The organism is Flagellimonas ulvae (assembly GCF_049333175.1).
Classification (GTDB): domain Bacteria; phylum Bacteroidota; class Bacteroidia; order Flavobacteriales; family Flavobacteriaceae; genus Flagellimonas.
In genome coordinates, this window is record NZ_CP186325.1 from 1,849,374 (window position 1) to 1,875,260 (window position 25,887).

Genomic DNA, 25,887 nt, shown 5'->3' on the forward strand with positions numbered 1-25,887 from the left:
ATCACAGTATTCCTTTATCGGCAAAGCTAATATACTGGTGTTGGGCCAAAATCAGGTGGTCCAAAACCTTTAAATCCAAAGCTTCAGCTGCAATCTTCAGTTTTTTGGTTATCTGCTTATCCGATGTACTTGGTTTTAAACTCCCTGAAGGATGGTTATGGGCCAAAATAATGGCAACCGCACCCAGCTCCAATGCTTGTTTCATTACCAAACGTACATCTACCAAAGTACCCGTAATACCGCCTTTACTTAGCTGAGACTTATGGATTACCTTATTGGAGTTATTCAAATAGAGTACCCAAAACTCTTCGTGTTCCAGTTCCCCAATCAGAGGGTACAACAAGGTGAAAACATCATGGCTACTTGTTATTTTCTCTACTTTTATACCTTCCTGTACGTGGCGACGGCGGCCTATCTCCAATGCCGCGGCAATAGTAATTGCTTTGGCTTCCCCTATTCCCTTAAATTTTTTCAATTGATTAATGGATAGTTTTCCCAGTTCGTTAAGATTATTATCCACCGTGGAAAGAATACGTTGAGAAAGTTGAACGGCACTCTCTTGCCTATTTCCCGACCCAATTAAAATAGCCAAAAGCTCTGCATCTGAAAGTACGGAACGCCCTTTTTGTGCCAATTTCTCTCGAGGTTTATCGTCATTGGCCCAATTTCGGATGGGAAGCGAAAGGGTATTTTCTTGCATGCTTAAATATAGCGGTTTCAAAACTAAGGCCCAGATAAAAATACATAACTATCATGGGAAGAATTACCTTGTCAAAGCATTGAAAAACAATAGGTTTTCAATTCATTTACAAAATTCAAAATGTTTGTACACATTTGTACTTAAGTACAAATATGTAATTCGCCTTATTCTCCCATATTTATTGGTTGGTTTATGGTTTTTATGGAAATTTAAGGATTAAAGGCTATACTATTGTTGTAAGCAATTTGAAAAAACCAAATGGGAGTACATTTAAGAACAAGTCATTTCATATATGAAATAGGAACGAGCGATTTCTTGACTTCCTTTTTTGACACAATTGAAATTCGTCTGACAAAAGGAATATTTGAAAAAAAATACCCTATTGTACTGAATGAGTTTTATAATGGAAGTCTGAACTATGAAAATTTAGACAAAGCGGAAAAAGAGCTTAAAGACATTCGGAAACGGTTGAGCAAATTCAAACCCTCAAAAGTAGTTTGGGACAAATATGACTTGAATAAAATGCCACCTTGGGGAGATAATATTAGTTCGGATATAACTGACTTATCCAATTACTATGTGACTTCGGAAGGAAAAGATTTATTTGAAGTTATTTTTAAAGTAATTGAAAGAGCTAAATCTGAAAAAAGTGGAATAACAATTGAATAAAAAACTGCTTACAACAACGTATAAAAATAATTGCAGTTTAGTGCTTAATCAAAAGGCATTGTGGCCAAATTGCAACTTGGAAACGAATTGTTGATCGTGCACATGACTTTGGAGTGAAACAATAGAACTAAAAAATAATTAATTACAGTTGGAAGTCTTTTACTTGGTCATTTCAGAATAGATTCAAAAAAATATTTGATACAATCGAAGAAATTGTAGCTTAGACCTTCAAACCCAACACTGGTTGTTAAATCAAAAAATGGTATCAAAACAAAGACATGGATGTGTAACTGCTTGGCTTATTCTGATGATAATTGCCAATTCTTTTACCTCAATTACCTATCTTTTTTCAGGAGATACCGTTTCGCAAAATTTACCGACCCCAGTATCAAAATCAATGATAATGACACTTGCCTTCGTTGGAATTGCCAACCTCATTTTTTCAATTATGTTGTTTCAATGGAAAAAATGGGCGTTTTGGGGATTTGCAGCAACTAGTTTAATAGCTTTGGGAATAAACCTTTCAATTGGACTAGGTCTTGGAACAGCATTGTTTGGACTTGCTGGAGTAGCAATCCTATATGGTATTTTACAAATTAAAAAAGATGGAATGTCAGCCTGGGATAACCTTGAATAGATTTTAAAGTTTTCAAAGTAAAAACTAAATTGCATCAAGATGAAATTGACGCTGAATCCATAATCTTTGCACCGCTGAATAACAAAAAAAACTTAAAAAGAAATGAATTGGCAACTAGGTTCCGAGCATATTTTAAGAGCATCCTTTTTAAAAAAATTGGTTTTCACTTCCTTGGTTGCCCTATTTGGCTGTGGTCTTAATGCCCAGGAAAACGATTGTAATTATTTCGATTTATCCTTACCAAAAGGTGTTCCGCAAGATTTCAATCCTGAAGTATTGGATTTAAAAGGAAGCTTCAAATACAATGTTGAGATGAAAAATTGTAACGAAATCTATTTCACTACAATTGACTCAAAAGAAAACATTTACTTTTCAAAAAAACATGATGGAAAATGGAGCGAACCAACCATCGCCACTTTTTCCGACTCCAACTATAACGACGCCGACCCATTTTTAACCAAAGATGGAAACAGGATATACTTTATTTCTAAAAGACCGACTCACGAAACAGATAAAAATCTGGATTTTAATATTTGGTACGCCGATAAAGAAAACGGTGAATGGTTAAATCCAAAGCCACTTGCAAAACCTATTAATTCCGATGATTTTGACGAATATTTCTTCTCAATTTCAAATATGGGAAATGCTTTTTTCTCTTCAAACAGAAATGGTGGAGAGGGTTCATTTGATATCTACACGGTTAAAATTTTGGACAACTATACGTTTTCGGAGCCAAAAAATGTTGGGAGACCTCTGAACACGGAAAAGTATGAGTTTGACCCGTATATTTCTCCAGATGAACGTTTTATGCTTTTTTCAATCAATGAAAATGGTAATAGTAGTTTGTACTACAGCAGCAAAGACGGTAATAACACATGGACAGAGCCTCAAAGTTTAGGGGATCAAATCAATAGTACACGTCAAGATTTTGCGCCATCACTTTCGCCGGATGGAAAGTTTATATTTTATTCAAACAATGGGAAGCTTAGATGGGTAAGTACGGCTATATTGGAAATGCCCTAATTGAAACTGAAACGTCGGCAAAAGAATCTTTAGTTTGCTTTAGACCCATATTCCCAAAAACATAAATCCAAGGCATATTCCATAAACGAAAAAATCTTAACTTTTCAGAACATCAATTAGCAAGCCGTAAAGTAGACATTACCATTATAAATTATGGCAGATAACGCTATCTGTAATTTTAAGGAATAGGACTTTGAACATAGAAGAAAGGAAACCAATTTGGATTGCGCTATCTGATTTTTATCTGGATACAGAACTTCAAGAATCAGACTTCAGACATATTGCCTTCAAAATAATTGAAAGCCCCTACTCCTTCCAAAAAGTCAAGGAAATAGATAAATACGAGATTTTTCCAGTTCTTCAACCGAATTTAATGAGCGTTGCGGGAGAATGGGCCGGTTTTCATGAAGAATGGTTGGTCAATAGTATCGTTGAGTCACTTTCAAAAAGAAATACTGCTAAAAAAATCGCAATTGAAAGTTCTTATCTGACTTTAAAATGGATGAATAAGGGGTATTGGAACAAACTTGAAAAGGTCTACAATGACATAAAATCCAACTAGAACTCATTGTTCTGAACTATAAGAATCAAGATAAACTCATAGAGTTTTGTCATTTTTTACGAGAAGGACAATTTGGAACAAATCTTTGGGCTGCTTATTTTTTACTTGATGTTTTTACATTGAAGAACACAGACAAGTTAATTGAACTGAATGAAGATATTGGAGTTGTTGATTTTTGTATTGAAATCATTGAAAGAAATCAACCTTATTTAGAAAAAGAAACCTCAAAAGCGAATTGCAAAAAATGGATAGAAAACAAAAAAAGAATCTACAACAATGACTCCAAATAAAGACTTTTTACACCTCATAAAACAATTCTGGGCCAAGACCATTGGGTGCAACTGAAGATAATTATGGAAAACGGTTTGAAAGTATCAAGGCTTCATAAGAACGATGTCAATCTATTTATTCAACTTATTGGGTTGCTCAATGAGGTTTTTGAAGAATATCATACAGTAGGTTCAAAAAAGCAGTTGGAGAAGTTATTGAACAAACCAGAGTTTTATGCGGTTGCCGCATTTATGAATGGTATTATTATCGGTGGGTTGACGGCATATGAACTGGAACGCTATTACAATGATAAAAGTGAATTATACATTTATGATATAGCGGTAAAACCTGAATTCCAAAATCAAGGGGTCGGAAAAAGGTTGATCAATTATTTGAAAGAATACGCATCAAAAAAAGGAATAGAAACAATTTTTGTTGATGCATATTCAGAGGATAAACAAGCAGTGAAATTCTATGAATCAACAATGGGAAAAGGTGAAAAAGTTCGTCACTTTAATTTTGAGATAAAAACTACCAACAATAAGCCTTAAATACTTCAAAAATCTTTTTACAAACCGTTGAATACGAAAAAAAACCGAACACCAACTATGCCTAGACCCAATTTTGAAGATATAAAAACTGGAGAGGAGTTTAATCAATGGTATTGGTTAAAGGAAGAATTGGTAGAAATCTGTAAACGTTCAGGTTTGCCTATCCGTGGAAGAAAGTTCGATTTGAGAGACCGAATTATGTTCGCTTTGGATAATGATGGAAAGATAAAGCCTGAACCCAAAAAACGTAAAGTAAAATCAAAATTCAATTGGTCAAAGTCTAAATTGACCAAGGATACCCGAATTACCGACAACGTATCTTTTGGACCCAACTTCAGAAACTTTATGGCAAATCACATAGGAGGTAAATTCCGCTGTCACGGAGATTTTATGGATTGGGTAAAATCAAACGAGGGAAAAACACTGAAAGACGCCATTCAACAATGGAATATACTTGAAATGAGAAAAGATAATCCAGATTTTAAGCGAGATATAGCTGAAAACAACATGTACAGCCAGTATATTAGGGATTTCCTTGACGATAATCCCAATTACGCTTTTAAAGGTGTCAAAAAGTATTGGTTATTAAAAAAAGAGTTGCCCATGAAAAACGGGTTTGTAAAATATGAAAAGTCAGATATTATTCTTGGAGAAGAATAAGCTTTTGCAGACTTTAGCTTTAATTCATTGTAATTTAGAATAACACCAAAATGTATGAGTCAATAACCCATCTTTTGACGGAGCAAAAGTGCTGTCATACTTTAACCAACCACAACGAATGATAAAATTCTTTAGAAAAAAGCGACAAAATCTGTTATCCAAAGGAAAAATTGGAAAATACTTTAGATATGCCATCGGAGAAATAATACTGGTAGTACTCGGTATTTTAATCGCTTTACAGATAAACAATTGGAATCAAAATGAACAACTTAAAAAGGAAGAACTAAAAACCTTAAAAAGTTTAAAGGAGTCTATCAAAATAAATAGTATTGAGTTAGATTATATTCTCAACGCCCAAATTCTAAGAAATAAGAGCCTACGGGAAGTTCTCTTCATTGAGGTCTCAAGCTATCAACTTCCCCATCTTGACTCGTTGATAACAACTAATGTTAAAAATCATACATTCGACCCATCTACTGGGATTTACAATTCCATGATAAATTCAGGTAAAATAGAATTAATATCCAATGATTCCTTAAAAAACAGAATATCCAAACTTTATGATAAGGTAAAGGACTATCAAGAAAGTGAGGATGAAATAACACAATATACCAAAGAACATTTGGAAAGGCATTTCATTGAAAACTATAGTATTGACCCAAAGGTATTGGCCAAACTTAAGGAGAGAACAGACGAGCAAAAAAAAAGAGATAAAGCTTTCTACACCAAAACCTTTAATTCGCAAAAAGTTAAAAACATGTACATATTGCTTCTCAACAAAATGGGCGAGGTTATATCAAAAGGTCAAAGTTTGGAATTGGAGTACCAAAATTTGGTAACGGATTTGGAAAATGAAATAAAACTCAGAAAATAGCCAGTAGCAAAGTAATACATACAAGACTCGGGGCTATTGAATACTGTTCAGTAGGAACAGGAATTCCAATAGTATTTGTGCATGGCGGGCATTCAAATTGTTTTGAGAACCTTTGCCACAAGGGCTTTGACGTAAAAAAGTTTCGGTTGATAACGCCTTCCCGTCCTGGATATGGAAAAACCCAATTGACCGGAAATCGAACTCCAAAACAAGCCGCCGCCCTGATTATGGAATTACTGAATCAATTGTCAATAACCAGTTTTGTTGTTTATGGAGTTTCAGCCGGTGGACTGACCGCAATTGAGTTGGCCAGTAATTACCCAGGCAAAGTAAGCAAACTGATCTTGGCCTCGGCAATCTCAAAAAAATGGTTGGACAAAGAGGAAAAAATATATAAGACTGCAAAAAGAATATTCAACCCAAGAGTTGAAAAATATGTCTGGGGCATGGTTAGGCTCTTCTCTACTATTTTCCCCAAAATGATTGCAAAGAGTTTTTATCCTCAGTTTTCAAATAAGCCAAGTCACAAACTAAAAAAAGATGATGTTGATGAGTTGATTTCAGCAATGAGAAACTACTCTTCTAAAAATGGGTTCCTTAACGATATTGACCAAAGCATAGATGAAGAAATCCTTACAACAATTAAATGCCCAACGCTAATCATTCATAGTGAAAACGACGCTAGTGTTCCTTTTGAGCACGCCTTGCACTCAAGCAAAATGATTGATAATTCAAGGATTGTTAAATTGAATAATGAATGGGGGCACTTATTTTGGATTGGAACTGACTCAATAGAGCCTATTACAAGGACAATAGACTTTTTAAATGGGAAAGCTCTGGCATCTGAAAGTAATAAAATAATAGATTAACCAAAGGTTTTACGCGGTGCAGCATCACAAAAAGACAACAATTTCCTTCATGAATAAAATCTCTTATAAAAAGGCAGGTATTGATGATTCCATAAGAATTTCCGTTTTGCTCAAAACCGTTTACATAGAAGTTTATGCAACCGAAGGAATCACATTTGAGTTTGCAAACTTTATCGAAAAAAGATTTTCAAACGACCATATCAAAAAAATAATTAAAAATAATCCTGACCAATTTCTGATTGCCTACTACGATGACAACCCTATTGGTGTGGCAGAACTACTTTTTAATAGTAATTGCCCAATAAGAAAAATAAGCACCTCTGAATTGAGCAAATTATATGTTTTAAAAAGATTTAATGGAAAGGGAATAGGATATGGATTAATGCTTGCGTCTGAAAAACTATTAAAGGAGAAAGGATTTAAGGAATTAAACTTGGAAGTTTACATAGGAAATGCTCACGCAATCTCGTTTTATGAAAAGCTAGGTTATCAAAAAATAGGTAAGGTTGATTTTCCAATGGAGAAAAACATCTATGAGAATTGGGTTATGAATAAAAAACTCAAGTAAGAAAGACCCGGTACATTACAAAATAATGTATCGATTTTTATTTCAGTTGATTAAAATCAAGTCCTCCATAATTTCCCGAGCTCATCAATAACAAAGCTGTACTATCTAGGTTTTGGCCAAAAAGAAACTCTTGAAATGCAATTGGGTCAGTATAAACCTTAAGGTTTTGATTTTTGAACGCCTCTCTTATTTGAGACTCAGTGACTTCCTCCAACCTTTTAATTTTAACGGCATCCGGAGAATAAAAAACAACTGCTTCATCTGCTTTGTCCAGAGCACCTTGGTACTCCTTTAAAAATTCGGCATTCAAACTGCTATACGTATGCAGTTCCAAGCAAGCTAATACTCTTCTTTCAGGATATTGTTCTTTAACTGCAGAAGTAGTGGCCCGAACCTTGCTCGGAGAATGGGCAAAATCCTTAAATATTACCGTAGTGCCTCTTTCAGCTATCTTTTCCATCCGTTTAGAAGCTCCTTTGAAAGAGGCAATGGCTTCATAGAAATCGGCCTCGTCCACACCCATCTGCTGACAAATCCATTTTGCTCCGGCCAAGTTATTTAGATTGTGCTTCCCAAAAATTTCGATGGGCATTTCACCCTCCGGGGTATCCAACAAGGTAAGGCCATTTTCAACCCTATATTCCGGAGTTTGATACGGAAATTTGCGTATGGTATTTTCAGAAGATTCAACCACAGTTTTTAGGGTTTCATCTTCCATATTGTATGTGATGCTACCTCCTTTGACTATTCCATCAACAAAAATCTTGAACTGCTCCACATACCCTTCAAAAGTTGGGAACACATTGATATGATCCCATGCAATACCACTTAATAAAGCAATATTGGGTTGATACAAATGAAATTTCGGCCTTCTATCAATAGCGGAGGACAAGTACTCATCACCTTCCAGCACAATAAAATCATTGGTAGCGGTCAGATGTACCATACGGTCAAAACCTTCCAATTGGGCACCGACCATATAATCCACTTCAATATTACAATATTGGAGCACATGTAAAATTATGGAGGTTATTGTGGTTTTCCCATGACTTCCCCCAATAACCACACGAGTCTTGTCCTTAGATTGTTCATACAAAAACTCCGGATAGGAATACATGGGAACGCCAAGCTCTTGTGCTTTTAACAGCTCTGGATTGTCCGCTTTTGCATGCATTCCCAATATCACAGCATCCAATTCCTTGTTTATTTTGTCTGGAAACCATCCAAATTCAGTGGGTAATATACCTTTAGCAGCCAGTCTGCTTTTAGAAGGCTCAAAAATTACATCATCGCTTCCAGTTACCTCGTAACCCTTATCTGCCAAGGCAAGGGCCAAATTATGCATAGCGCTGCCTCCAATGGCTATGAAATGAATCTTCATAAATTGAATTTACCCGCCAAAGATAGCTATTGCCAAAAAAAATACTGTGGAGTTTTCACCTTGCTTTAGAGCATATCGATGATTTTACACTCTTCCAAGGCAAGTTTGGATTTTGAATCTGATTGCAATGCCCTTTTTATCCAAATACTGGCTAATTTTCTGTCGCCCTTTAAGCGATATAGTTTTGCCATTTGATAATATGCTTTGGAAATAGGCACTCCATCCTTTACGCCATAATCTTGTATGTAGGTTTTCATCCGTTCAATCCCATTCTCCAAATCCAAATTAAAATCACTACAAACCTTACCAATAAGATAGTTGAGTTGATTTCGCTTTATGGATTGCAGGTTTTTAAAGTAAGGTACAGTCTTCATTAAGTTCTCTTGGGCCTTTTGTGGTTCATTTTCCAAATCATACAGATAGGCTAAAGCAAAATGGCCTTCAATAGGAGATATTTTTAAAAGCTCTTTGGCACATTGGAAGGCCTTGGCGGTACTTCCACCCAAAATAGCGGGAACAGTGGTATAAAATTCAATCAAACCCCATCTGACATCAATATGCTTAGGGTCCAAATTCGCAGATTTTAGAAAACTTTTCTTGATTTTCCCAACCAACATCAACGCTTTTACCCTGCTGCCAACCTCCGCCTTTCTGGCCATGACCCCTCCATATTTGAACTGCAGTTCTGCATTATTTGGAAATTGTGCTACCAACTCTTCATACAAATCTATGGCTTCGTCCCATTCTCGTAAATTTCCATGAGTTTCTGCCAAAAGTGCTTTAGCTTCAAAAGATAAATTCCGTTTTACCTCATCCTGTAGAATAGTTTTGACCTGCCCATATTTTTTTTCAGCAAACAAACTTGAAGCCTTTTCCATCTGGGATTGTTGTCCAAAAATCGGGAAAGCAGCCAAGAAAAGTAGTAAGAATGCAGATTTCATAAAAAGGTTCAAACACAAAAACTGTCGATAGGATTTGGGTTTCCTTAAATATGGCACTGTTAATTTTAAGATAAGAGGATGGAGTTGGTCTTAATGGCCTATTTCAGTATTTTTAGCTTTATGGAAAAACATTGTTACAAATGAATCTATCTGAAATTCCCTCAAAGGAAATAATGCCAGGATACCATGGCAAACTGGTACATTCCGAAAGCATGACCTGGGTTTTCTGGGATGTGGAAGAAGGTGCCGCCGTACCGGAACACCATCATATCAATGAACAGATAATGCATGTGGTTGAAGGTGATTTTGAGTTTACCTTAGATGGAAAAACTGCAATTTACCATGCCGGAGATGTGGTGGTTATCCCCTCAAATGTTCCGCATAGTGGGAAAGCACTAACACCCTGTAAATTGATGGATATTTTCAACCCGGTAAGAGCCGAATATAAGTAGATATGCATATTTCTTTATTAGGTAAAAATGCCCTTGTGGGAGGAAGCAGTAAAGGCATTGGAAAAGCAATTGCCCTGCAAATGGCATCGAGTGGCGCCAATGTAACCGTAATGGCCCGAAACGAAGAAGCCTTAAAAAAGGTTGTGGACGAAATGGATATAAGTTCTGGTCAAAACCACAAGTATTTAGTGGTCGATTTTTCAGATTTTGAAGGATTCTCTCAAAAAATGTCCAAGTTTTTTGAAAACCAAACCATCGATATTTTGGTGAACAACACCCAAGGTCCTGAAGCAGGTGGGGCCTTGGAAAAAACCGTTTCTGACTACCAAAAAGCATTTGATTTACTTTTCAAGTCGGTTGTGCTGACTACCGAGCATACCCTCAAAGGAATGCTTCAAAAAAAGTGGGGACGCATCATTAATGTTGCTTCCATTTCGGTAAAGGAGCCATTAAACTATTTGGCTCTTTCAAACTCAATTAGAGCTGCCATGGTTACTTGGGCCAAAAGTCTAGCCATTGATGTAGGTAAGGACAATATTACTGTGAACAGCGTATTGACAGGTTATTTTGATACGGATAGGATTGCCGCGCTTAATGCGAAGAAGGCGGAAAAAATGGGCGTTTCTCCTGATAAAGTAAGAAGCGCCATGGAAGAACAGGTTCCGGCAAAACGGATTGGTAGACCCGAAGAATACGGGTTTCTAGTTACCTTCTTGGCTTCGGAACAAGCAGGTTATATTTCCGGGACCAACATCCCTATAGATGGGGGCCTCTTAAAATCCATGTAACCTCGCATCTTTCATCGGGTTGATAAAAATTAAGTACATTTAGTATCTAACCTAAAAATTCAAACTGATGAATTCGAAAATCTTTTTGGTGGTTCGATGGCTTTTGGGCATCATGATGTTGGTTTTTGGGGTAAACAAATTCTTCGAATTTTTACCTCCCTTTGAACTAACTGGACCTCCCTTAGACTATTTTGTTTCCCTTTCAGCAAGTAAGACGCTGGATTTAGTGGGCCTTGTTGAAGTTTTGGCAGGATTGGCTTTTGTTCTCAATCGTTATGGGGCACTAATGGCGATTATTTTGATGAGCGTTTCTGTAAACGCAGTACTTTTTCATGCAACGCTTGCACCTGCTGATATTGGCCCAGCCATAGGAATGCTTGTTTTGAATATTATTGTACTTATTGGATACAAAGACCGGTATAAGGATATACTAAGGGCTTAACTTAAAAGAGGCTATCTTAAAAATAAAGTTTCGTCAACCTGAACTTGTTTCAGGTTCTTTTCAATATTTGAATTTAACAATGTTGAGATTCTGAAATGAATTCAGAATGACGACTTTCACTCTTTTTAATAGCCTCTTTCTATAGACTCATTTTGTCTTTAAAGATGTAGGATTGCCTTCTGGAAACCTCTATCTCATCCCCATTTTGCATTTTCAGTTTTAACTTCCCATTGAACCAAGGCACAACACCATCAATGTAGTTAGTATTGATTATCTGCTGTCGGTTTACCCTAAAAAAGGAATCTTCAGGCAGTTTTACCTCAATTTGGTTCAAAGATTTATAGAGCAGCGGTTTTTTATCTTGGAAAAAGACACGGGTGTAGTTTCCTACAATTTCAAAATGTGAAATCTCACCTATTTTTATGAGCCAGCAGTCTTCCCCATCTTTTATAAAGATTTGACTATCTGCGGAAAGACGATTTCCTTTAACAGTTTTTGATTTTTTTTCGTTCAGCTTTGCCTGTGCCTTTTCCAGAGCTAGGGAAAAACGCTTTGCACTTACAGGCTTTAACAAATAATCCAAGGCGTTGTATTCAAAGGATTTAATAGCGTACTCATCAAAAGCAGTTGTAAAAATGGTTATGGGAACATCGTCTAGCATTTCCAAAAGCTCAAAACCATCCTTTTCTGGCATATTGATGTCCAAAAACAAAATATCTGGATGTTCTTTTTGAATTAACTCATACCCTGAATCCACATTTCCTGCCTCCCCTATTAATTCTACCTCGTTATGTTGCTTTAGCAACTCCTTAAGCTCTTGGCGGGCCAAACGTGAATCCTCAACAATCACAGCTTTCATTTTCATGCCAAGGGAATTTTAATAAGTGCTACAACCTCATCTGCTATCTCGCTTAAATAAAAAGATGCTTTATCGGCATAAAGTAACTTCAAACGTTGTCTAATATTTTTCAATCCTAGCTGAGTTGTATTGTGCGCAATCTGTAGTTTGCCGGTATTCTTTACCTCTATCTTTAATAATTCGGCATCCTTCTTTATACTCAATATGATTTTTCCCCCGTGCTTTAAATTCGAAATACCATGTTTCACAGCATTTTCCACCAAAAGTTGAATCACCATAGGCGGAATTTCAAGTCCAAGTGTACTCGAATCAATATCTTTTACAAATTCCAAACGGTCTTCAAATTGAATCTTACTTAAATCAATATAATTATCCACCACTTCAAGTTCTTCTTCAACAGGGATTGAATTGATGTTGTTTTTGGTCATGGAGTACCGAAGAATTTCCGACAATTTGGTCAGCATTTCACGTGATTTATCAACATCTTCCAACATAAGTCCTCTAATATTATTGAGACTATTGAACATGAAATGGGGATTGATTTGTCCTTTAAGGGTGTTGAGCTGTGCCTGCTTCAAATTGGTATTCAACTCGAGCCGTTCTATACGGTCACGATTCAGCTTGAGCAATAGTTTGATTACCAAATACGTAACCAGCCATGCACCAACCATGAAAAGGGCATTGATAATCTGAAGCCACACCGCATTATAGGCTTTATACAACTGGATTTCTGCTTCCGTATGTTCGGGTCCAAACTTGCCATAAAGGTATCCAAAGGCATAATTTAGAAACCCAAAGAGGAAGCAGGTAACTAGAAAAGAGATAACTATTTTTAAAAAATCCTTTATATCAAAGGATTCAAAGCTCACATTTCTCTTCAAATACCATCGAAGCAGAGAGGTTGTAGAAATACTCATGAGAATACCAAAGACAATGGAAGATACCATCAGAAAAGTGGTCTTTTCCTTTATTACGAAAAGCGAAAGACAATTGATAAACCCCCATCCAAAAAACTGGAGTACCCAAAAAATGGTGTTTTGATTCTTCTCGGTAATATTCATCCGTTGTTATTTCGCTATCAAATATATTGACTTTAGGAGGTTTTTAGTGGATAACGTGGTATAGAAGCTTCCCTACGCCAAAACCAATACCAAAACATATCACTACAGCTAAAAAGGTTATTAAAGCCACTTTAACCGTTTGATTCCTATTTAAAAGTGCTTTACCATCGCCCGCCACCATACTTTTTGATTCGTTCTTGATTATGGAAAGTGAGCAAGAGGCCAATATCTTCCTTCCAAAAGCCTGATAAAAAAACAATGCAGCGGTCAAAAATGAAAGCCCTGCTAAAGCTCTATTTTCAGATTGGTCAATTTGAAGAAACCCAACTATGGTGAATGTAAAGGATGCTAGAAGTGCCAATACTTTTTCTTTCCGTTCCATAATCTATTTTCTTTTGGATTCCGTATTCTTTCGCTTTGCCCTACAAGAACGTCTATCGTTTATAAATGCGATCCAAATCATAGAAGTACCTGCATAAAAAATAGGGAAGAATTTATCAAACCCAGAATCAGTTGCTCTCAGGTAAAGGGCAATAGAAACTCCCGCTATACCCATTCCCAAAACTATCCATTGATCTTTTCTTAGTTTCATAGTTATCAGGTTTAGAAGATTATTAGAAAAAGTGAGGTTAAAAGGGTAACTATCAATTTTGCTAGAGCTATCATAATTCCGTTTTAAGTTGCTTTACAAGGCTAAACTATCACAAGAACAGCAAGTATGAAATCAATTTATGACCAGTGGTAAAAACAAATGCTTGAGCGGTAAACACTTTTCAGCCACATTAATACACAAAAAAAGGAGCCCAAAGGCTCCTTTTTCGTTTTTTGATTGATCTGTATTTATTAATCCTTCAAAGGTGTTGGAATTTCTTGTTTGCCTAAATGTTTGGCATAAAAGCCCATCATTGCCTTGTAGAGTTCTATCCGGTTCTCTTCCTTTCCAAACCCATGGCCTTCATCATACTTTACCATGTAAGGAACATCAAATCCTTTACCACGGAGGGCACTCACTATTTGGTCCGATTCATCGATGTTTACTCGAGGGTCATTAGCCCCTTGTACTACAAATAATGGTTTTTTAATTTTATCAATTTGATAAACCGGGGATACTTCTTCCATGATTTTCTTTTCTTCTGGAATGTCTTCATCATACCAAATCTCTTTGATAATTTTTAGATAAGGCTTCCAATATGGTGGAATGGTCTCCATAAAAGTGAACAGATTGGAAACGCCCACATAATCCACTCCGCATGCGTAGAGGTCCGGAGTTTTGGTAAGCCCTCTAAGTACAGCATACCCTCCATGACTACCTCCATATATGGCCACCTTGCTTGGGTCTATCCAGCCTTGATCAATAACATATTCAACTCCATCCTCTACATCATCCATTGCTTTTCTTCCTATCTGCTTAAATCCAGATTCCAAAAACTCTTTACCATATCCTCCTGATATTCTAAAGTTTACCTGAAGTGTTGCATAGCCGCGACTTGCAAACAACTGGGATTCTGGGTTAAAGCCCCATGAGTCCCGAATTCCTTGTGGACCTCCATGAGGATTTACAATCAATGGCACTTTTTCTCCAGCCAAAGCGGCCTTGGGTAAGGTGATGTAACCATGCAATGTAAGTCCATCCCTGCTCTTGAAGGTAATTGGCCGCATTTCCGACATATCCTCTTCCTTCAACTGGGGCATAAGATTGTATAGAAATGTAAACTCATCGGTGTTTTGGTTGTATGAGTAGTACTCCCCATAGAGTTTGTCGCTTTGTATAAAAATCAAGAATTGGTCTTCTTCATCCGTAAAGTCAGCAATACTGTATTGTTTGCCAGGGAAGCGACTAACAATCTTCTTATGGAATTTGGTGTAGAAATCGCTCACAGGTACAATTTCAGTCTTCTCTCCTTCGTATTGAAAATAATCCATCTCATACCCTCTTTTCCTAGAGATTCCCAAATCCTGAACATCGTACTTGTCATTTGAAAATACCTTATTCAGAATCTTATCTTCTTTTAAATCATACAGAACCACTTCGGCTTTGTCATTATCCAGATTGGAAACCATATAGGCGTCATTTGGATTATCTGAAGCGTAATTAAAATCGAGGATAGTAAAGGAATCTTTCCAGTTCAAGCTTTTGACCACCTTATAACCACCAGTGCCATCTTCGTAATAGAGGTCTTGTTCCACGCCATCTCTAATCTTGGTATACGCTTTTAGATTTCCATCCTTATCAAAATTATAACCTACTATGGGATTGGCTGGGTCTTCATTGGAAAACAACTGTTTTAATTCCCCTGTATTGACATTTACCTTATATGGCTCAAAAACCTGTGCATTGTTCTTGTTCATGGAGACAATGATGTGGTCCTTATCTTCTTTTAGAAGTTCGGTAAACTGCGCTTGCACTCCATCAAAAGGGGTAAGGTCTTTCAAATTGCTCCCATCCAAATCAACGGCATAGATATGGTAATTTTCATCCCCACCTTTGTCCATGGCATAAACAAGTCTGTCGTTGCTTATCCAACCATAGCCGCGTACCAGCTCTTCTTTTTCTTCAATCGCCATTTTTACATCTCCCGATGCTATTTCCTTGACCATAATATGCCGCTTGCCATTCTCATCCTTCTCACGGTACGACATATATTTTCCATCTGGTGAAAATCTGAAAGTAGATGCCTTTGGGCGAGCAAAATAATCTTCAACCTTGTAGCGATAATCACCTTGATCTAATGATGCTAATTCCAACAATTCGGCATCTGAACTTACCAAATCAGGATTACCTGGAATTGTTTTTTCCTTCTTTTCCAAGTTTAGCGGTAATTCCATACCTCCTTGAAAGAACGTACCTTCCATGGTATCGCCATTCGCCTTTCCAACGTATTTGATTCCAGCCTGCTTGAAAACTACCGTTAGTTGACTATCTTCAAAAGTGGTCTCATCCATTGGGATACCAGTTGCTCCTTGGGAAGGACTGTCCATAGTAGCAGATAACGCACCATCTTCTTCCGAAATATTGAATACCAAAGGCATTTCTGTTCCCTGTACTTCAATTGTACCATGCCAAGAACCTGCGATTTCTTGAGCTTGGGATACAATACCAAAAGCCAGGAAAAAGAGGGTTCCAAAAATCTGTTTCGTTTTTTGTGTTTTTTTCATTTGTAGTGATTTATTTTTTTGTTAGGAAGTAGTATTACCTGAAATAAGACTCATCCCAGTTAGTGTTTGTTACAAACTTCGGGGACAAAATTATAGGAAGAGACTTCTGGTAAGTAGTAAAATATGACAAACGGTAATTTCCCGAACTTTAGCGGAAGTCCTATTTCTCTGGTGGGTATTTTGAGAACACTTTTTTGACCACAGCGCGCAACTTGTCTTCCCTCACGCTGGGAGAGCCATTGTCTCGATAGCCGCTTTCGCTGAAGGCCTGCCAGAAAAGCGCATCACGATCGGCGTCCACAAAATCAAACTGAATCATTCTTTGCAAACCAGAATTCCCCACAGGTATTCCAAGTGAAACCCCACCCCCAACATTTCTACCGGTTCCACCAATGCCAACACCTACTGCATTGTTTGGGGCACTTCGGAATTCATTGCTTAAAATGTTAATAAAGAAATCGGGCTCCTCGGCCAATTGATAGCCTTTGGTTTTCAAGGTGGAATCCAAAACCCGGAGAAGTCTTCTTTCGTCAAGTTGACTAAGCCCCGTTTCCATATCGGAAAAGTAGTTGTAAGTAGAATATTTAGAGAAATCCACATCACGATCAAAGTCATAGTCTACCTTGACAGCGCTGCAAGAGACAATCAACATCATAATAGCCAACCCAAGAAGAAATCTCATCCTTGAAAAATTTCTATTAAAGTTACTGAATCTGCCCGGTTCAGAATAGTCCGAATGTATTTAATCGTTCAAAAGCGCCCACAGCTTATCCTTCAACTCTTGAATTCCCATCTGGGCAACTGACGAAATAAATAGGTAGGGGATATCTTTGAAGTCTTTATCCAATTCCACTTTCATTTCGGCCATTAGTTCTTCATCCAACATATCGCATTTGGAAATGGCGACCAACCTTTCTTTGTCCAAAAGTTCTGGATTATATCGCCTTAATTCATCAAGAAGGATTTCGTATTCTTTGGAAATATCATTGCTATCCGCGGGAATCAAAAAAAGCAAGGTAGCGTTTCGCTCAATATGTCGAAGAAAATAATGTCCCAAACCTTTCCCTTCGGCAGCTCCTTCAATAATTCCCGGAATGTCGGCCATAACAAAGCTTGAGAAGTCTCGATGTTCCACAATGCCGAGATTGGGTTTTAGGGTGGTGAACTCATAATCAGCGATTTTGGGCTTTGCTGAAGTCATAACAGAGAGAAGCGTAGATTTTCCTGCGTTGGGAAAACCAACCAAGCCGACATCCGCCAAAACTTTTAATTCCAATGTAACCTGTGCTTCATCTCCAGGAATTCCGGGTTGGGCATATCTTGGGGTTTGATTAGTGGGACTTTTAAAGTGCCAATTACCTCTGCCTCCCTTTCCACCCTCTAAAATAATTTTTTCCTCTTGGTCATCTGTAATTTCCAGTAACACTTTATTGGTTTCCGTGTCCCGTATTACCGTTCCCAAAGGAACTTCCAGATATACGTCTGTACCATCGGCGCCAGTGCTGCGATTTTTGCTACCATGCTCTCCATGGCCTGCTTTAAAGTGTTTTTTGAATTTATAGTGGACTAAGGTCCAAAGGTTCTTGTTGCCTCGAACAATGACATGACCTCCACGACCACCGTCCCCTCCATCAGGTCCGCCTTTGGCTACATACTTTTCACGGTGCAAATGCGCAGAACCCTTACCTCCATTTCCAGAGGCAATATGCACTTTTACATAATCGACAAAATTACCTTCGGTCATTGTGTATCAAAAAAGTATAAAAATGGCTAATTGCTATGCCAAAGAATCAATCACCTTACCCAAACGCTCAGTGATTTCAGAAATCTCCCCTATCCCGTTAACGGAATGAAACTTTCCTTGTTTTTCGTAATAGGCACGCAAGGGGGCTGTTTTGGCATTGTATTCGTCAAAACGATTTCGAATTTTGTCTTCATCTTGATCATCAGAACGTCCGCTATCCTTTCCACGTTCCAACAGTCGGGCCACCAAAATATCATCTTCCGCTTCAAGTGCAATAGTAGCATTCACCTGCATATTTTTGGACTCCAAAAAATTATCCAGTGCTTCTGCCTGTGCTGCGGTTCTTGGGAATCCATCAAAAATGAATCCAGCAGCCTCAGTGTTTTTCTCCACTTCGTCCTTCAGCATGTCTATCGTAACTTCATCAGGAACCAAATCTCCTCTATCAATATAGGATTTGGCCAATTTTCCCAATTCAGTTCCATTCTTGATATTATACCGGAAAACATCTCCGGTAGAAATATGTTTTAGATTATACTTTTCCTTTAAAAAACCGGCTTGGGTTCCCTTTCCAGCTCCTGGCTTTCCAAATAGCACTAGATTGATCATATGTGATTCATTAAGTTGATATATTTCCCTTAAATTACGCCCCAATTCATTGTAATCCAATCCGTAACCCACTATAAAATTATCCGGGATTTCCAATCCAATGTAATCAATGGTGTATTCTCCATTATAAACATCTGGCTTATGAAAAAGGGATGCAATTTTAAATTCTTTGACATTGGTATTTGAAAATAGGTGCACCAATTTTTTTAAGGTGCGCCCGGTGTCAATAACATCTTCAAGGATAATGACACTTTTCCCTTCAACATCATCTGGTATGTCCAACAAACTTTCCACAATACCGGTTGATGTCAAACCTTGGTATGAGCTTAAACGGACAAAGGACACTTCACACGGATGAGGATAGGCCTTTAGAAAATCGGATACAAACATAAAAGCTCCATTGAGCACTCCCACAAAAACAGGCACTTCATCCTTATAGTCCTGCGCTATTTCATGAGCTATCTTGTCGATAGCTTCCAAAATCTGCGCTTCTCTTAAAAAGGGTTTGAAGTACTTGTCGTGAAGTTTAATCAAAGCTATGGCCAGTTTTATCAGGTTGGCAAAGATAACATTTTATGAGGTCTTTCTTGCCAAGGCTTTTACCGCTTTCATGAATTGACGTATTTTTGCTTTCATTCGAATATTAGGTCAATGCATTTTTTCTCTTCAGATTTTAAATTGGGTATTCTTGGTGGCGGACAATTAGGCAAAATGTTGTTGTATGAAACCAGAAAATGGGATATTCAAACCAAGGTAATGGACCCATCTCCCGAGGCCCCTTGTAAAATTGCCTGTAATGAATTTGTTCAAGGGGATTTATTGGATTTTGAAACTGTTTGTACATTCGGTCAAGATGTGGATGTTTTAACCATTGAAATTGAAAACGTAAATGTGTATGCCTTGGAAAAGTTGGAGGAAGAGGGTGTCATTGTCTATCCTTCTTCCCATACACTCCGTACCATACAAAACAAGGCAAACCAGAAGTTGTTTTATGTAGACCATAATATTCCCACTTCCCCATTTACCCGATTTGCGTATACCTCGGAAATTGAGGATAGCATCTCCAATGGTGGACTTCAGCTCCCTTTTGTATGGAAAAGTGCCCAATTTGGATATGATGGGCAAGGAGTTAAAATTGTTAGGCGCATTGACGATTTACAGGAATTGCCCAATGTAGAGTGTATTGCCGAGCAGTTAGTTGATTTTAAAAATGAACTTGCCGTCATTGTAGCTCGAAATGCGGAAGGAAACATACAAACATATCCTGTGGTGGAAATGGAGTTTCATCCAGAGGCCAATCAGGTAGAATATGTAATTTGTCCTGCTCGAATTGATGAAGCAGTTGCAAAAAAGGCTCGTGACGTTGCTTTAAAGGTATCTGAACAAATGGAGCATGTTGGACTGTTAGCTGTGGAAATGTTCCAAACTCAAGATGACGATATTTTAGTAAACGAAGTGGCTCCAAGACCTCATAACAGTGGGCATTATAGCATTGAAGCCAGTTACACCAATCAATTTGAGCAACATATACGTGCAATTCTAGGACTTCCTCTGGGAAAAACAGATAGCAAGGTAGCAGGAGTGATGGTAAATTTGGTAGGTTCAGAGGGGCATATCGGAGATGTGATATACCAGAACATGAACGATATTTTGAAAATGGATGGAGTTACGCCTCACATATATGGCAAAAAACAAACACGTCCGTTTCGTAAAATGGGCCATGTCACCATAGTGGACGAAGACATGTCCAAAGCAAGAGCAAAGGCGCAAGAGGCAAAAGAAATAATCAAAGTGATAAGTCAATAATTTATATGAGCAAAGTAGCCGTAATCATGGGAAGTACCAGCGACCTTCCCGTAATGCAGGACGCTGTAGAAATCCTAAAAGGATTTGATATTCCTGTAGATGTAGATATAGTTTCTGCCCACAGAACCCCTGAAAAATTATTTGATTTTGGAAAGAACGCCCACAAGAATGGCTATTCCGTAATCATTGCTGGTGCAGGAGGCGCTGCACATCTTCCGGGTATGGTGGCCTCTTTGTCGCCTCTTCCAGTAATAGGTGTGCCTGTAAAAAGTAGCAATTCGATTGATGGATGGGACTCCGTGCTTTCTATACTTCAGATGCCGGGTGGTGTCCCCGTTGCTACGGTTGCCCTAAATGGCGCAAAAAATGCAGGAATCTTAGCAGCCCAGATTATTGGTTCTTCAGATAAGTGTGTTCTGGATAAAATTGAAGTCTATAAACAAGGCCTTAAAGAAAAAGTAATCAAAGGTGCAGAAGAAGTAAAAAACAAAAAATAAAATTGTCTGTTTCATTACGATTGAGAACTATTCCCTATAAAATTTATTAATGAGCAACCCCTTATTAACTCCTTTCGATAAAGCTCCCTTTGAGCAAATAAAAAATGAACATTTTAAACCCGCTTTTCTTCAAGCCATTGAAGAAGCTAAAAAGGAGATAGACCAAATTACCCAAAACCCAGAACCTCCTTCCTTCGAAAATACCTTGATGGCATTGGATTTTTCTGGTCAGCAACTGGATAGGATTTCGAGCTTGTTTTTCAACCTTAACTCGGCAGAAACCAATGAGGAGATTCAAAAAATTGCTCAAGAGGTTTCGCCATTGTTATCCGAGTTCAGCAATGATATCACACTTAATGAAGCTCTTTTCCAAAGAATAAAATCGGTTTACGAACAGCGAGATACCCTTAAGCTTTCTGAAGAAGAGAAAACACTCTTGGAAAAGCGATACAAAAGTTTTAGTCGCAATGGAGCCAATTTGAATGAAGAAGGCAAAAAAAGATTGAGGGAGATTGATAAGGAATTGGCACAACTCAAACTAAAGTTTGGAGAAAACGTATTGGCTGAAACCAACAAATACGAAATGCACCTAGTGGAAGAGGAACTGTTAAAAGGACTTCCCGAAGGTGCAAAAGAAGCCGCAGCGCAATTGGCCAAATCAAAAGAAAAAGAGGGTTGGCTGGTAACTTTGGATTATCCCAGCTATATCCCTTTCATGAAATATGCAGAAAATCGAGCATTGAGAAAGGAACTTTCTTCGGCCTTTGGAAGCAAAGGTTTTCATAAAGATGAACTGGATAATCAGCAAAACGTACTAAAAATTGTAAATCTACGACATGAAAGGGCCAATCTGTTGGGCTATGAGTCCCATGCGCATTTTGTTTTGGAAGAGCGTATGGCAGAGACCCCTAAAAAAGTTTTCGGCTTTCTGAATGAACTTTTGGAAAAAGCCAAACCAGCAGCTGAAAAAGAGTTTGCTGAACTGGAGGCATTTGCCAAAAAAATCGATGGTATTGAACGCCTGGAAAAATGGGATAGTGCCTATTATGCCGAAAAGTTGAAACAAGAGAAATTCGATTTGGATGATGAAAAATTGAAACCTTATTTTAAGTTGGAAAATGTCATTGATGGTGTTTTTAAAGTGGCTGAAAAGCTATTTGACCTCAACTTCAAGGAAGTATTTACTATTGAAAAGTACCATGAGGAGGTAAAAACTTATGAAGTTTACGATGGTAATGATAATATGGTCTCGCTTTTCTATGCGGATTTTCATCCTAGACCGGGAAAACGAGGTGGAGCGTGGATGACTTCATATAAATCTCAATATATTCAAAACGGGGAAAATAGCAGACCACATATTTCAAACGTCTGTAATTTCACAAAACCGACCGAAACCAAACCTTCTTTGCTCACATTTAATGAAGTAATTACACTTTTCCATGAATTTGGGCATGCTTTGCATGGAATGTTGGCCAACACTACCTACCCGACCCTCTCTGGAACTTCAGTGTATTGGGATTTCGTAGAGCTACCCAGCCAGGTGATGGAAAACTGGTGTTACGAGAAGGAAGCCTTGGAACTGTTCGCACATCACTATGAAACGGGAGAGTTGATTCCTATGGAATTGGTTCAAAAAATAAAGGATTCTTCTACTTTTCATGAAGGAATGGCCACGTTGCGCCAACTAAGTTTTGGATTTTTGGATATGGAATGGCATGGTTCAGACCCATCCCATATCACAAACGTAAAAGACCATGAAACCAAGGCTTTTGAATCAACACGCCTGTTCCCGGATACGCCTGAAACTTGTATGAGTACGGCCTTTTCACATATTTTCCAAGGAGGATATTCTTCAGGATACTACAGCTACAAATGGGCAGAAGTTTTGGACGCCGATGCCTTTGCCTATTTTAAGGAGAATGGCATCTTCAACAAAGAGGTTGCGGATAAATTCAAAAACCATGTACTTTCCAAAGGAGGTACGGAAAACCCAATGACTTTATACAAGCGTTTTCGTGGGGCAGAACCTAAAATTGAACCTTTATTGGAGCGTGCGGGGTTAATTAAGAGGACTGCATAATATTTTTAAACTTTCAATAATTTTTGAAAATACAAAAATAATGCTATCTTTGTCTTATGGAATATCAAGAGGCAAAAGATAAGTTCATTAGCACCTGGGGTAGCCTGGGTACGCTGTGGGGCATCAATAAAGCTATGGCCCAAATACAAGCTTTACTCTTTATTTCGACGAAGTCCTTGACCACCGAAGAGATTATGGAAGAGCTTCAGATTTCCAGAGGTAATACAAGCATGAATGTCCGTCAACTAATTGATTGGGGCATCGTAAAGAAGGAATTGAAGGCCGGTGAGCGCAAGGAGTATTTTTCTACGGAAAAAGATGTACAAGAATTGGCTAGGATTATTGCTGAAGAAAGAAGTCGAAGGGAAATTCAACCTGTCATCAAAACACTTCAAGAAATCAGTTCAATAAAAGATGATGGTACAGAGAAAACAAAGGAACTCATCAAACAAACGAAAGCCTTACATGATTTAGCCAAAACAGCTGATTCACTTTTGAACAAGGCCATTCATCACAAACAAAATTGGGTAAGCTCTACGCTACTAAAAATCATTAAATAATTTTTTTTGATATATATTTTCAATATTTTCTGAAACTTTAAAAATTAAAAGAATGTACTACGAAACTCCAAATTGGCTGATTGTTCTGGGCGGAATAGGTCAAATATTCACAGCTATCATTTATCCATATATAAGGCACAAGGTATTTGATTGGTATTCGGATATGAAACAGCTCAAACCCTTAAATCAAGAAATAGCCAAAACCTATGGTCGCTATATTCAAGGACTCAATTTTTCGTTTGGCTGTATCGCAATTCTCCTTGCAGAAGATTTACAGAGCGGCACTCGGCTCTCCATCGCTTTAACAGGGCTTGTAGCCGCCTACTGGGTAGGTAAGGTTGCTACACAAATAGCTTATTATCCCATGTACACTATACCCCAGAAACCCCTCTTCAAAATAGGAAGTTATCTTATGAATACCCTATTTGTATTGTTTGCAGTGGTATTTTCTTGGTTGCTCATCAATAATTGTCTGATTTATTCAAACTCTTAAAAGTTATAGTCATGAAAGAATTGGTTTTTGAAAAACAACACGATTTAACGGAAGAAAAATTAAGAAGCCACGTAGATATTGTTGATTTCTATAATGAGGCTACCGAAGATTATAAGTTCTGGAGCAAGGATTTCAACATGCATTTTGGTTACTATGATTTTTTTAGAACAAGTCCATTTAAAAGAGACCAAATGCTTAATGAAATGAACAAGCAGGTTTTAAACAGGTTGAATCTTGACAACGAAAAACGTCTCTTGTTGGATTTAGGTTGTGGAATGGGCGGTACAATGAGATATGCCCTAAAGTCCAGACCAAAACTTTCCGCTATCGGGGTCACTTTGTCAGACTTTCAGGTTAAAGAGGGCAATAGACTTTTAAACTCAATGAATGGTGTCATTCTAAAACAGAACTATAACAATACTTCTTTACCTTCAGACTCTGCTGATGGTGTCGTTGCCATGGAAAGTTTTTGTCACTCAGGCCACAATATTTCGGCATTTAAAGAAGCATATCGTACCTTAAAGCCTGGAGGGAAATTGGTAGTTGCAGATGCTTTTTTGAAAAAAGAAGAAGATGAACTCTGTCATGGAAGTCTTATGGCTTATAGAAAATTATGTAATCACTGGAGCTTGGAAAGACTGGGGAATATACATCAAGTAGTTCGCGAACTTAGACTAGCTGGATTTAAAAACATAAAGGCAGAAGACGTTTCATTTAGGGTCGCTCCATCCGTGTTGCATGTACCTTTTGCCATATTAGGTTTCGTTTTAAAAAAACTTTTTAGAAACAAAGTTTTGAAGAAAGAAAGCTTGCATAATCTAAAGGGTTCTTTTTACGCATTGCTATCCGGCCTACACATGAAAAGTTTTGGATACTATCTGATAAGCTGTTCAAAATAGTCTTTATTGTTTAACTAGGGTACCACCATATTTGTTTTCTTAGTATTCTAGCCAAAATTTCTTAACAAATAGCTAAATACGTATTTCATGAACATTTCGTGATACTTTTTGAAGTCGTTTGTAATGGACAAAACATAAAATCATTAACTAAAATCCATTACTTTTGGTACTTCAAACAAATATGGCAGCTCACACACTCAATCCCGACAGCTGGGTAGATTTATACGCAGACTACCTTTTTAATTATGCCATCGCAAGAGTCAGCGATGCTGAAATTGCCAAAGATTTAGTACAGGAAACTTTTTTTGCTGGACTAAATTCGGCAAAAAACTATAAAGGTGATGCCGCTGAGCGCACGTGGTTAATTGCAATTTTGAAACGGAAAGTGATTGACCACTACCGCAAAATCAACTCCAACAAAGGAAAAGCTGAGGTTCGCATCAATTACAATGCATCATCAGAATCAGAAGGTGACTGGTTGGAAGAACAAGTTGCTGACCCTTTCAGTAAAGATGGGGACAACACTATTGAAAATGAGGAATTGGGACTTGCTATCGAAGATTGCATTTCCAAATTGCCCAAAAAGCAGTCCTTGGTTTTTAAGATGAAGACCATTCAGGGAATGAGTACGGAAGATATTTGTAATGAATTGGGAATTAACCCGTCCAATTTATGGGTTATGATCCATAGAGCACGCACATCGCTCATGGGTTGTATGAATCAAACATGGTTTTAG

General features: G+C 37.7%; 30 protein-coding genes. 19 read left to right on the forward strand and 11 right to left on the reverse strand.

Annotation, left to right across the window (positions count from 1 at the left end; genetic code table 11):
* Window position 1 precedes the first annotated feature (1 nt).
* Complete coding sequence (gene radC, locus ACOKFD_RS08530) at window positions 2-700, reverse strand: RadC family protein (RefSeq protein ID WP_422860833.1); 699 nt, start codon at window positions 698-700, stop codon at window positions 2-4.
* Window positions 701-958: 258 nt separating this feature from the next.
* On the opposite strand from radC, the gene ACOKFD_RS08535 reads away from it, so the two are divergent.
* The 9 genes from ACOKFD_RS08535 (at window position 959) to ACOKFD_RS08575 (ending at window position 7,383) form a co-directional block, all read left to right on the forward strand.
* Window positions 959-1,369 (forward strand): immunity 70 family protein, encoded by a 411-nt coding sequence (locus tag ACOKFD_RS08535; RefSeq protein WP_422860834.1) that lies wholly within the window; start codon window positions 959-961, stop codon window positions 1,367-1,369.
* Window positions 1,370-1,613: 244 nt separating this feature from the next.
* Window positions 1,614-2,006 (forward strand): hypothetical protein, encoded by a 393-nt coding sequence (locus ACOKFD_RS08540; RefSeq protein ID WP_422860835.1) that lies wholly within the window; start codon window positions 1,614-1,616, stop codon window positions 2,004-2,006.
* Between the two features lie 102 nt (window positions 2,007-2,108).
* On the forward strand, window positions 2,109-3,029 hold the full coding sequence (locus tag ACOKFD_RS08545) for a TolB family protein (protein WP_422860836.1): 921 nt from the start codon (window positions 2,109-2,111) through the stop codon (window positions 3,027-3,029).
* A 193-nt stretch (window positions 3,030-3,222) separates the two neighbouring features.
* On the forward strand, window positions 3,223-3,591 hold the full coding sequence (locus ACOKFD_RS08550) for a DUF7079 family protein (RefSeq protein WP_422860837.1): 369 nt from the start codon (window positions 3,223-3,225) through the stop codon (window positions 3,589-3,591).
* 353 nt (window positions 3,592-3,944) lie between these two features.
* A complete protein-coding gene (locus ACOKFD_RS08555; protein WP_422860838.1) occupies window positions 3,945-4,412 on the forward strand; it encodes a GNAT family N-acetyltransferase in 468 nt (155 codons plus the stop codon).
* Window positions 4,413-4,469: 57 nt separating this feature from the next.
* Window positions 4,470-5,072 (forward strand): DUF6434 domain-containing protein, encoded by a 603-nt coding sequence (locus ACOKFD_RS08560; RefSeq protein ID WP_422860839.1) that lies wholly within the window; start codon window positions 4,470-4,472, stop codon window positions 5,070-5,072.
* Between the two features lie 118 nt (window positions 5,073-5,190).
* The gene (locus ACOKFD_RS08565; protein WP_422860840.1) at window positions 5,191-5,946 is read left to right on the forward strand and encodes a DUF6090 family protein; all 756 of its coding nucleotides are present in this window, start codon (window positions 5,191-5,193) and stop codon (window positions 5,944-5,946) included.
* A gap of 77 nt (window positions 5,947-6,023) precedes the next feature.
* Entirely contained in the window at window positions 6,024-6,815 is a 792-nt protein-coding gene (locus ACOKFD_RS08570) for an alpha/beta fold hydrolase (protein ID WP_422860841.1), read from the forward strand.
* Between the two features lie 49 nt (window positions 6,816-6,864).
* Window positions 6,865-7,383, forward strand: coding sequence for a GNAT family N-acetyltransferase (locus tag ACOKFD_RS08575; protein ID WP_422860842.1), 519 nt, complete (start codon window positions 6,865-6,867; stop codon window positions 7,381-7,383).
* A gap of 37 nt (window positions 7,384-7,420) precedes the next feature.
* On the opposite strand, the gene ACOKFD_RS08580 is transcribed toward ACOKFD_RS08575, so the two are convergent.
* Together ACOKFD_RS08580 and ACOKFD_RS08585 are read right to left on the reverse strand one after the other, a co-directional pair.
* The gene (locus ACOKFD_RS08580) at window positions 7,421-8,764 is read right to left on the reverse strand and encodes a UDP-N-acetylmuramate--L-alanine ligase (RefSeq protein WP_422860843.1); all 1,344 of its coding nucleotides are present in this window, start codon (window positions 8,762-8,764) and stop codon (window positions 7,421-7,423) included.
* Window positions 8,765-8,829: 65 nt separating this feature from the next.
* Window positions 8,830-9,705 (reverse strand): tetratricopeptide repeat protein, encoded by an 876-nt coding sequence (locus ACOKFD_RS08585; RefSeq protein ID WP_422860844.1) that lies wholly within the window; start codon window positions 9,703-9,705, stop codon window positions 8,830-8,832.
* 140 nt (window positions 9,706-9,845) lie between these two features.
* Between ACOKFD_RS08585 and ACOKFD_RS08590 the strand changes: the two genes are divergently transcribed.
* From ACOKFD_RS08590 to ACOKFD_RS08600, 3 genes are all read left to right on the forward strand, one after another.
* Window positions 9,846-10,157, forward strand: a complete 312-nt coding sequence (locus ACOKFD_RS08590) for a cupin domain-containing protein (RefSeq protein WP_299000107.1) — start codon at window positions 9,846-9,848, stop codon at window positions 10,155-10,157.
* 2 nt (window positions 10,158-10,159) lie between these two features.
* The gene (locus tag ACOKFD_RS08595; RefSeq protein ID WP_422860845.1) at window positions 10,160-10,945 is read left to right on the forward strand and encodes an SDR family oxidoreductase; all 786 of its coding nucleotides are present in this window, start codon (window positions 10,160-10,162) and stop codon (window positions 10,943-10,945) included.
* 67 nt (window positions 10,946-11,012) lie between these two features.
* Entirely contained in the window at window positions 11,013-11,387 is a 375-nt protein-coding gene (locus ACOKFD_RS08600; RefSeq protein ID WP_299000111.1) for a DoxX family membrane protein, read from the forward strand.
* 139 nt (window positions 11,388-11,526) lie between these two features.
* Here the strand turns inward: ACOKFD_RS08600 and ACOKFD_RS08605 are convergent, their stop codons facing one another.
* From ACOKFD_RS08605 to ACOKFD_RS08640, 8 genes are all read right to left on the reverse strand, one after another.
* Window positions 11,527-12,252: a LytR/AlgR family response regulator transcription factor gene (locus ACOKFD_RS08605; protein ID WP_422860846.1), complete on the reverse strand. Its 726-nt coding sequence runs from the start codon at window positions 12,250-12,252 to the stop codon at window positions 11,527-11,529.
* Entirely contained in the window at window positions 12,249-13,307 is a 1,059-nt protein-coding gene (locus tag ACOKFD_RS08610; RefSeq protein ID WP_422860847.1) for a sensor histidine kinase, read from the reverse strand. Before ACOKFD_RS08610 ends, ACOKFD_RS08605 begins: the two co-directional genes overlap by 4 nt.
* Window positions 13,308-13,350: 43 nt before the next feature.
* Window positions 13,351-13,689 carry a hypothetical protein gene (locus ACOKFD_RS08615; protein ID WP_422860848.1) on the reverse strand — a complete coding sequence of 113 codons (339 nt, stop codon included), beginning with the start codon at window positions 13,687-13,689 and terminating at the stop codon, window positions 13,351-13,353.
* Window positions 13,690-13,692: 3 nt separating this feature from the next.
* Window positions 13,693-13,899, reverse strand: a complete 207-nt coding sequence (locus ACOKFD_RS08620; RefSeq protein WP_422860849.1) for a hypothetical protein — start codon at window positions 13,897-13,899, stop codon at window positions 13,693-13,695.
* A gap of 251 nt (window positions 13,900-14,150) precedes the next feature.
* Window positions 14,151-16,463 carry a S9 family peptidase gene (locus tag ACOKFD_RS08625; RefSeq protein ID WP_422860850.1) on the reverse strand — a complete coding sequence of 771 codons (2,313 nt, stop codon included), beginning with the start codon at window positions 16,461-16,463 and terminating at the stop codon, window positions 14,151-14,153.
* A 160-nt stretch (window positions 16,464-16,623) separates the two neighbouring features.
* Window positions 16,624-17,145, reverse strand: a complete 522-nt coding sequence (locus ACOKFD_RS08630) for a DUF4136 domain-containing protein (protein WP_422860851.1) — start codon at window positions 17,143-17,145, stop codon at window positions 16,624-16,626.
* 60 nt (window positions 17,146-17,205) lie between these two features.
* Window positions 17,206-18,207 (reverse strand): GTPase ObgE, encoded by a 1,002-nt coding sequence (gene obgE, locus ACOKFD_RS08635; protein WP_299000118.1) that lies wholly within the window; start codon window positions 18,205-18,207, stop codon window positions 17,206-17,208.
* Window positions 18,208-18,240: 33 nt separating this feature from the next.
* On the reverse strand, window positions 18,241-19,350 hold the full coding sequence (locus ACOKFD_RS08640; protein ID WP_422860852.1) for an adenylate kinase: 1,110 nt from the start codon (window positions 19,348-19,350) through the stop codon (window positions 18,241-18,243).
* A gap of 117 nt (window positions 19,351-19,467) precedes the next feature.
* Here ACOKFD_RS08640 and ACOKFD_RS08645 point away from each other — a divergent pair, with 117 nt between their 5' ends.
* The 7 genes from ACOKFD_RS08645 to ACOKFD_RS08675 all read left to right on the forward strand — a co-directional run bounded on the left by ACOKFD_RS08645 (window position 19,468) and on the right by ACOKFD_RS08675 (window position 25,887).
* A complete protein-coding gene (locus ACOKFD_RS08645; protein ID WP_422860853.1) occupies window positions 19,468-20,622 on the forward strand; it encodes a 5-(carboxyamino)imidazole ribonucleotide synthase in 1,155 nt (384 codons plus the stop codon).
* A gap of 5 nt (window positions 20,623-20,627) precedes the next feature.
* Entirely contained in the window at window positions 20,628-21,119 is a 492-nt protein-coding gene (gene purE / locus ACOKFD_RS08650; protein ID WP_106145013.1) for a 5-(carboxyamino)imidazole ribonucleotide mutase, read from the forward strand.
* 49 nt (window positions 21,120-21,168) lie between these two features.
* Window positions 21,169-23,199, forward strand: coding sequence for a M3 family metallopeptidase (locus ACOKFD_RS08655; RefSeq protein WP_422860854.1), 2,031 nt, complete (start codon window positions 21,169-21,171; stop codon window positions 23,197-23,199).
* Between the two features lie 56 nt (window positions 23,200-23,255).
* Window positions 23,256-23,759, forward strand: coding sequence for a MarR family transcriptional regulator (locus tag ACOKFD_RS08660; protein WP_299000127.1), 504 nt, complete (start codon window positions 23,256-23,258; stop codon window positions 23,757-23,759).
* A gap of 52 nt (window positions 23,760-23,811) precedes the next feature.
* A complete protein-coding gene (locus ACOKFD_RS08665; RefSeq protein WP_422860855.1) occupies window positions 23,812-24,252 on the forward strand; it encodes a hypothetical protein in 441 nt (146 codons plus the stop codon).
* An 11-nt stretch (window positions 24,253-24,263) separates the two neighbouring features.
* Complete coding sequence (locus tag ACOKFD_RS08670) at window positions 24,264-25,151, forward strand: SAM-dependent methyltransferase (RefSeq protein ID WP_422860856.1); 888 nt, start codon at window positions 24,264-24,266, stop codon at window positions 25,149-25,151.
* Between the two features lie 181 nt (window positions 25,152-25,332).
* Entirely contained in the window at window positions 25,333-25,887 is a 555-nt protein-coding gene (locus tag ACOKFD_RS08675) for a sigma-70 family RNA polymerase sigma factor (RefSeq protein ID WP_299000131.1), read from the forward strand.